Origin of the sequence: Sphingomonas sp. 37zxx, from assembly GCF_000786205.1 — a bacterium.
Lineage (GTDB): Bacteria > Pseudomonadota > Alphaproteobacteria > Sphingomonadales > Sphingomonadaceae > Sphingomonas.
In genome coordinates, this window is sequence record NZ_JROH01000085.1 from 1 (window position 1) to 6,997 (window position 6,997).

Genomic DNA, 6,997 nt, shown 5'->3' on the forward strand with positions numbered 1-6,997 from the left:
ATGTCGAGGGGTTATTGGAAGTGCCCAGGTGCGGATAGGGCGCCGAATGACCAAAAAGTGGGCCATCATGATTGCCAACGTCACCATCGATCCACGTGGTTATGTTACTCGGGCGGCTCGGCGAGACGGCCACTGCCTTCCGCCGTCTCGCATGATCAACTTGTCGTAAATCGACTGCCTGTCGAGGCAACAGGAACTGGGCCAACAGTCGGAAGTTCCGTGGTTTGCCGTTCCCAAACGCCACCCAGACAGCGCGCTTTCGTCACCCCGCCAGCTTGGCAGGCAATCGGTGAGCATATTTTATAAACTCGGTTCGTGCTTCCCGATCGTGCAAAAGATCCTAGGTATTGGCAGGTCTCGTCCGTCGCAATGGCAAGCGTTTTGGGGACATGCATGCTCGGATGTTCGTCGGATTGACCTCGGCATGTGAAAAACGCTGGATCACAATTTTTTGGCGACGAAGCTGGGCCAAACAATCACTGTTTCGCGATACGCCCAATATTCTCGGCCACCGCAGCATGCATAAGACCGGAACTGTAAAAGGCATAAAAATACAACGCAACGACCACTCAAATCCGCACCCAACGGAAGTACCACACCTCATGCCCCTGCCGCCGAGCCTTGCGTTCATAGCGGGTTTCGGGCCAGTCGGTTGAGCGGGTCTGGAAATCGTGCGCGGTGGCGGCGGTCCAGGTGAAGTCGCGGCGCTGGTTCATTACCATCATCGCCCAGCGGCAATAGGTCGGGTCGTCGGTGCCCAGGCGAAACTCGCAGCCGGGTTTCAGCTTGGCGGCGATCAGGTCGAGCGGGCCATGATTGACCATCCGGCGCTTGGCGTGCCGCGCCTTGGGCCAGGGATCGGGATGCAGCAGATACACCCGCTCCAGGCTGGCATCGGGCAGCCGATCGAGCACGTCGAGCGCGTCGCCCATGTGCAGCCGGACATTGCCTAGAGCGCCATCGCGAACATGCCCCAGCGCGCTGACGACGCCGTTGAGGAATGGTTCGCAGCCGATAAAGCCGGTGCCGGGGCGCGCAGCGGCTTGCCCGGCGAGGTGCTCGCCACCGCCAAAGCCGATTTCGACCTCCATCGGGCAATCGGCACCGAACAATGTGGCCGCCGAAAGCGGACCTTCGGGCACCGAAATGCGCGGCAGCAATTCGGCGACCAGCTCTTCTTGTGCCACGCGCAATTTGTGGCCCTGGCGGCGGCCATAGAGGCGGCGGATGACGGCGGGGTCGTTCATGGCGAGCGCGTTTGGCGGGTGGGGGCGGGCGTGTCCAGAGGCTAGACGGTCAGCCCGCCAATCCTTTCAGCCGATAGAGCGTGTCCAATGCTTCACGCGGGCTGAGCGAATCGATGTCGATCGCGGTCAGCGCGCTCCGCAATTCGTCGACGGCGTCGGCCTCCTGCGCCGCGACGGCTGCGAACAGCGGCAAATCGTCCAGCCCCGCCGCCAGCCCGCCGGTTTTGGCGCGGCCTGCCTCTAGCTTGGCCAGCACCGATTTGGCGCGCGCGATCGTCGCGGGTGGCAGCCCGGCAAGGCGCGCGACCGCAAGGCCATAGCTGCGGTCGGCGGGGCCGGTGGCGAGTTCGTGCAGCAGCACCAGCTCGCCCTTCCATTCGCGCGCGCGGACATGGTGCAGCGACAGCGCCTCACAGCGTTCGGCCAGCCGCGTCAGCTCGTGATAATGCGTGGCGAACAGGCAGCGGCAGCGATTATCCTCGTGGATCGCCTCGACCACTGCCCAGGCGATCGCCAGCCCGTCATAAGTGCTGGTGCCGCGCCCGACTTCGTCGAGGATGACGAAGCTGCGCGGCGTCGCCTGCGCCAGGATCGCCGCGGTTTCGACCATTTCGACCATGAAGGTCGATCGCCCGCGCGCTAGATTGTCCGACGCGCCGACCCGGCTGAACAGCCGATCGACCAGCCCCAATTTGGCGCGGGCGGCGGGAACATAGCTGCCCGCCTGCGCCAGCACCGCGATCAAGGCATTCTGGCGCAGGAAGGTCGATTTGCCGCCCATATTGGGGCCGGTGACCAGCCATAGCCGCGATGATTCGGACAGGTCGCAATCATTGGCGACGAAGCGCCCGCCCGCGCGCGCCACCGCCGCCTCGACCACCGGATGCCGTCCGCCCTCAACCTCGAAACAGGCGTGATCGACCAATGTCGGCCGCGCCCAGCCGCCCTCTGCCGCGCGTTCGGCGAGGCCCGCAGCGACGTCGATCCGGGCGAGGGCATCGGCGGTCACCGCAATCTCGTGCCGGCGCGTGAGCGCGGTTTCGGTCAGGTCTTCGAGATGCGATGCCTCGGCAGCGAGCGCATGGTTGCCTGCCTGTGTCACCTGCATCGCCGCTTCGTGCAGATCGGCGGCGTTGAAGCGGACGACGCCCGCCAATGTCTGACGATGGGTAAAGCCGCTGTCGGGGGCCATCAGCGTATCGGCGGCGCGCGCGGGCACTTCGACATGATAGCCAAGCACGCCGTTGTGGCGGATCTTGAGCGCGGCGATGCCGGTGCGCCGGCGATAGTCGGCCTCGAGCGCGGCGATCGCGCGCCTGCCGCCAGCCCCGGTGCGGCGCAGATCGTCGAGCGCGGCGTCGAACCCTTCGGCGATATAGCCGCCGCCGGCTGCGTCGATCGGCGGTTCGGGCACCAGGGCGCGTTTGAGCAAGTCGATCAGCGCGCCGTGGCCCTGTAGGCGGGGCGTGAGTTCCGCCAGCAGCAAGGGAGGCGTGGCAAGCTGGTGCAATCGCTCGCCCAATGCCCAGGCGGCGTCGAGACCGTCGCGCAACTGCCCCAGATCGCGCGGCGAGCCACGCCCCGCGACGATCCGCCCCAGCGCGCGGCCGATATCGGGCAGCGCGCGCAGCGATGATCGCAATGTTTCGCGCAAATTGGGCTCGTCATGGAATCGCTGCACCAGATCGAGCCGCGCATCGATCGCGGCTGTGTCCATCAGCGGCGCGGCGATGTCCTGTGCCAGCAGCCGCGCGCCCGCGCCGGTGACGGTGCGATCGACCGAGTCGAGCAGACTGCCCTTGCGCGTGCCGCCGGTGGCGAGTGTCAGTTCAAGGCTTTCGCGAGTCGCCGCGTCGATCGCCATGCTGGCATCGCCCGCGTGGAGCACCGGCGGGCGGAGGAAGGGGAGTGCCCCCTTTGCCGTGTGATCGAGATAGGCGACCAGCCCACCTGCCGCCGACAGCGCCGCGCGCGAAAATTGACCGAACCCGTCGAGCGTCGCGACGCCGTACAGCGCTTTCAGCCGCGCCTCGCCCGCAGCGCTGTCGAACTGCGCGCGCGGGCGATGCGCGGTGGCGTCGATCTCGCTTGCTTCGCTGGCGACCACTTCGGCGGGATTGAGCCGGGCCAGCGCCGCGCCAAGGCCGGTCAGGTCGGTCTCGAAAATCTCGAACCGCCCGGTCGATACATCGGCGGCAGCGACCGCGACGTCGCCGCCGGCTTCGCCCACCGCGACACACCAATTGGCGGCGCGCGCGTCTAGCAGCGCCTCTTCGGTCAGCGTGCCGGCGGTCACCACGCGGACGATCGCGCGCGCCACCAGCGCCTTTGATCCGCCGCGCTTCTTGGCCGCTTCGGGGGTTTCGGTCTGTTCGGCGATGGCGACGCGATGCCCCGCCTTGATCAGTCGTTGCAGATAGGCGGTGGCGGCGTGGACCGGCACGCCGCACATCGGGATGCGCTCGCCATCATGCTCGCCGCGCGCGGTGAGCGCGATGTCGAGACAGGCGGCGGCGATCCGCGCATCTTCGAAGAACATTTCGAAGAAATCGCCCATCCGGTAGAATAACAGGCAATCCTGCGCCTCTGCCTTGAGCGCCAGATATTGCGCCATCATCGGCGTGGGGGCGGTGGTGCTGGTGGGGTTCGCGCTGGCCATCGACGTGTCGATAGACATTAAGCTGGCAAAGCGGAACCACCGCACGCTTGCCCTTACGGCTCCCCAGACCCTAGAGCGGGCAAACGCCCTACGGAGTTTGCGAATGACCGACGAATCGACCGTCCAGTTTTCCGAGCGCGAAGCGCTGCGATTTCATTCCGAGGGGCGTCCCGGCAAGATCGAGATCATCGCGTCCAAGCCGATGGCGACCCAGCGCGATCTGGCGCTGGCCTATTCGCCCGGCGTCGCGGTGCCGGTGAAGGCGATCTATGACGATCCCGCCACCGCCTATGATTATACCGCCAAGGGCAATCTGGTCGCGGTGATTTCGAACGGCACCGCGATCCTGGGGATGGGCAATCTGGGGGCGCTTGCGTCCAAGCCGGTGATGGAAGGCAAGGCGGTGCTGTTCAAGCGCTTCGCCGATGTCGACGCGATCGATCTGGAAGTCGATACCGAGGACGTCGACGCCTTTATCAACTGTGTCGCGTTGCTCGAGCCGAGCTTTGGCGGGATCAACCTTGAGGACATCAAGGCACCTGAATGCTTCATCATCGAGCAGACCTTGCGCGAGCGGATGAACATTCCGGTGTTCCATGACGATCAGCACGGCACCGCGATCATCTGCGCGGCTGGCCTGATCAACGCCTGTCTGCTCACCGGGCGTGAGCTGAAGGACATCCGCCTGGTGGTGAACGGTGCCGGCGCGGCGGCGATCGCCTGTACCGAGCTGATGAAGGCAATGGGGGTACGCGCCGATCATGTGCTGATGTGCGACCGCACAGGCGTGATCTATCAGGGGCGTGAGGACGTGAATCAGTGGCAGTCGGCGCATGCCGCCGCCACCGATCGCCGGACGCTGACCGAGGCATTGCACGGGGCCGATGTGTTCCTGGGCCTGTCGGCGGCGGGGGCGCTGCTGCCCGAAATGGTCAAGGACATGGCTCCCGCGCCGATCATCTTCGCGATGGCCAATCCCGAGCCGGAGATTCGCCCTGAACTCGCCAAGGCGGCGCGCCCCGATGCGATCGTGGCGACGGGCCGGTCGGATTATCCCAACCAGGTCAACAACGTGCTTGGCTTCCCGTTCATTTTTCGCGGTGCGCTCGACGTGCGCGCGACGGGCATCAACGATGCGATGAAGATCGCGGCGGCCAATGCGATCGCCGAACTGGCGCGCGAGCGCGTGCCCGAGGAAGTCGCGATTGCGTATGGAGTTCAGCACAGCTTCGGCCCCGAATATATCATCCCCGCGCCGTTCGATCCGCGGCTGATGGAGGTCGTGTCGGTCGCGGTGGCGACGGCGGCGATGGATTCGGGCGTGGCGACTCGCCCGATCCTCGACATGGGTGCCTATCGCCACACGCTGCGCGCGCGGTTGAACCCGACGACGTCGGTATTGTCGCTGGCGCATGAAGGCGCGCGCGCCCGGCCCAAGCGGGTGATCTTTGCCGAGGGCGAGGAAGAAGTGGTGCTGCGCGCGGCGATCGCGTTCCGCGACGGCGGCTATGGCACTCCGGTGCTGGTGGGCCGCGACGATGTGTATGATCGGCTGCGAGCATTGGGGATCAGCGATCCCGAAAGCTTTGAAGTGCATAACAGCCGGCATTCGCCGCTGGTGCCCAAGATGGTCGATTTCCTCTATGCCCGGCTGCAGCGCCGGGGCTTTCTTCGTCGCGAATGCGAGCGGATGGTGAACCAGGATCGCAACATCTTTGGCGCGCTGCTGCTGCAGCTTGGCGAAGGTGACACGATGATCACCGGCGTCACGCGCGCCTATGCTCAGTCGATCCGCGAGATCAAGCGCGTGATCGATCCCGAGCCCGGTCGCACCCCGTTCGGCATCCATGTGCTGGTGGGCAAGACGCATACGGTGTTCATCGCCGATACCACGGTCAACGAACGGCCAACCGCCGAACAGCTTGCCGACTTCGCCGAACAGACCGCGCAGGTCGCGCGGCGGATGGGGCATGAGCCGCGCGTCGCGTTCCTGAGCTATTCGACCTTCGGCAATCCGGGGGGGCAATGGCTCGACAATATCCGCGAGGCGGTGTCGGTGCTCGACGCGCGCCAGCCGGGGTTTGAATATGAAGGCGAAATGTCGCCCGATGTGGCGCTCAACGAAAAGCAGATGAAGAACTATCCGTTCGCGCGGCTTTCGGGGCCGGCGAATGTGTTGATCATGCCGGGCCTGCAATCGGCCAACATCTCGGCCAAATTGCTGCGCGAGCTTGGCGGCGACACGATGATCGGTCCGATGCTGATCGGCATGGAAAAGAACGTCCAGATCGCACCGATGACCAGCACTGCCAGCGAGCTGGTGACGCTGGCGGTGCTGGCGGCGGGCGGGATCGCGCGCTGAGGGGTGCCGGGGTGAGGGCGGTCCTGCACCTTTTGCTGCTGGCGCTTGTCGGGGTGGTTGCTACCCCGACAAGCGCGCGCGAGCCGGCCAGGGTCCGCGTGCGCCTCGAAACCAGCGCGGGACCGATCCTGATCGCGGTCGATACCAAGCGCGCGCCGGCGACCGCCAAGAATTTCCTCGCCTATGTCGATGACGGCCGATTCAACGGCGTCACCTTTTATCGCGCCGCGCGCAGCAAGCGCACGCCCGGCACCGGCTTTGTCCAGGGCGGCATCCGCACCGATGCGCGGCGAATCCTGCCGCCGTTTCCGCTGGAGCCGACGTCGAAGACCGGCATCCGCCACCTCGACGCGACGATCTCGATGGCGCGCGGTGCGACGCCCGAGGCGGCGGGGGGTAATTTCTTCATCACGATCGGCCCCGCGCCTTCGATGGACGCGCGGCCCGATTATCCGGGCTATGCCGCCTTTGGCCGGGTGATCGGCGGGATGGATTCGGTCAAGCGCATCCTGGCGGTAAAGACCGGCGGCGGATTCGATGCGTTTCGCGGCCAGATGATCCTAAAGCCGATCCGCATCACCCGTGCGGTTCGGCTCGATGGCACCGCGAAACCCACCAAATTGCCGCGCATGTGGCTGACCGGCCCGAAGCGCGCGCCGTAAGCCTTAGAGCCAGATCCGAAAGTAGTTGAGCGATATCAGTATGTTGTGATTCACGCCGTCTTTGCGA

Annotated in this window: 4 protein-coding genes; 2 read left to right on the forward strand and 2 right to left on the reverse strand. The window is 65.6% G+C overall.

From position 1 onward, the window contains the following. Nucleotides 1–569 precede the first annotated feature (569 nt). Nucleotides 570–1,247, reverse strand: a complete 678-nt coding sequence (gene trmB, locus QU44_RS16590) for a tRNA (guanine(46)-N(7))-methyltransferase TrmB (RefSeq protein ID WP_033923527.1) — start codon at nucleotides 1,245–1,247, stop codon at nucleotides 570–572. Nucleotides 1,248–1,296: 49 nt separating this feature from the next. Further along, a complete protein-coding gene (gene mutS, locus QU44_RS16595; protein ID WP_033923530.1) occupies nucleotides 1,297–3,864 on the reverse strand; it encodes a DNA mismatch repair protein MutS in 2,568 nt (855 codons plus the stop codon). Between the two features lie 145 nt (nucleotides 3,865–4,009). Here mutS and QU44_RS16600 point away from each other — a divergent pair, with 145 nt between their 5' ends. Further along, nucleotides 4,010–6,268 carry an NADP-dependent malic enzyme gene (locus QU44_RS16600; RefSeq protein WP_033923528.1) on the forward strand — a complete coding sequence of 753 codons (2,259 nt, stop codon included), beginning with the start codon at nucleotides 4,010–4,012 and terminating at the stop codon, nucleotides 6,266–6,268. Nucleotides 6,269–6,279: 11 nt separating this feature from the next. Beyond that, nucleotides 6,280–6,930 (forward strand): peptidylprolyl isomerase, encoded by a 651-nt coding sequence (locus QU44_RS16605; protein ID WP_033923529.1) that lies wholly within the window; start codon nucleotides 6,280–6,282, stop codon nucleotides 6,928–6,930. The last annotated feature ends 67 nt before the right edge of the window (nucleotides 6,931–6,997 follow it).

What these genes read in the sequence shown, in the direction of transcription:
- trmB (WP_033923527.1), bottom strand. Translation starts at nt 1,247, where the DNA reads ATGAACGACCCCGCCGTCATCCGCCGCCTCTATGGCCGCCGCCAGGGC.
- mutS (WP_033923530.1), bottom strand. Translation starts at nt 3,864, where the DNA reads ATGATGGCGCAATATCTGGCGCTCAAGGCAGAGGCGCAGGATTGCCTG.
- QU44_RS16600 (WP_033923528.1), top strand. Translation starts at nt 4,010, where the DNA reads ATGACCGACGAATCGACCGTCCAGTTTTCCGAGCGCGAAGCGCTGCGA.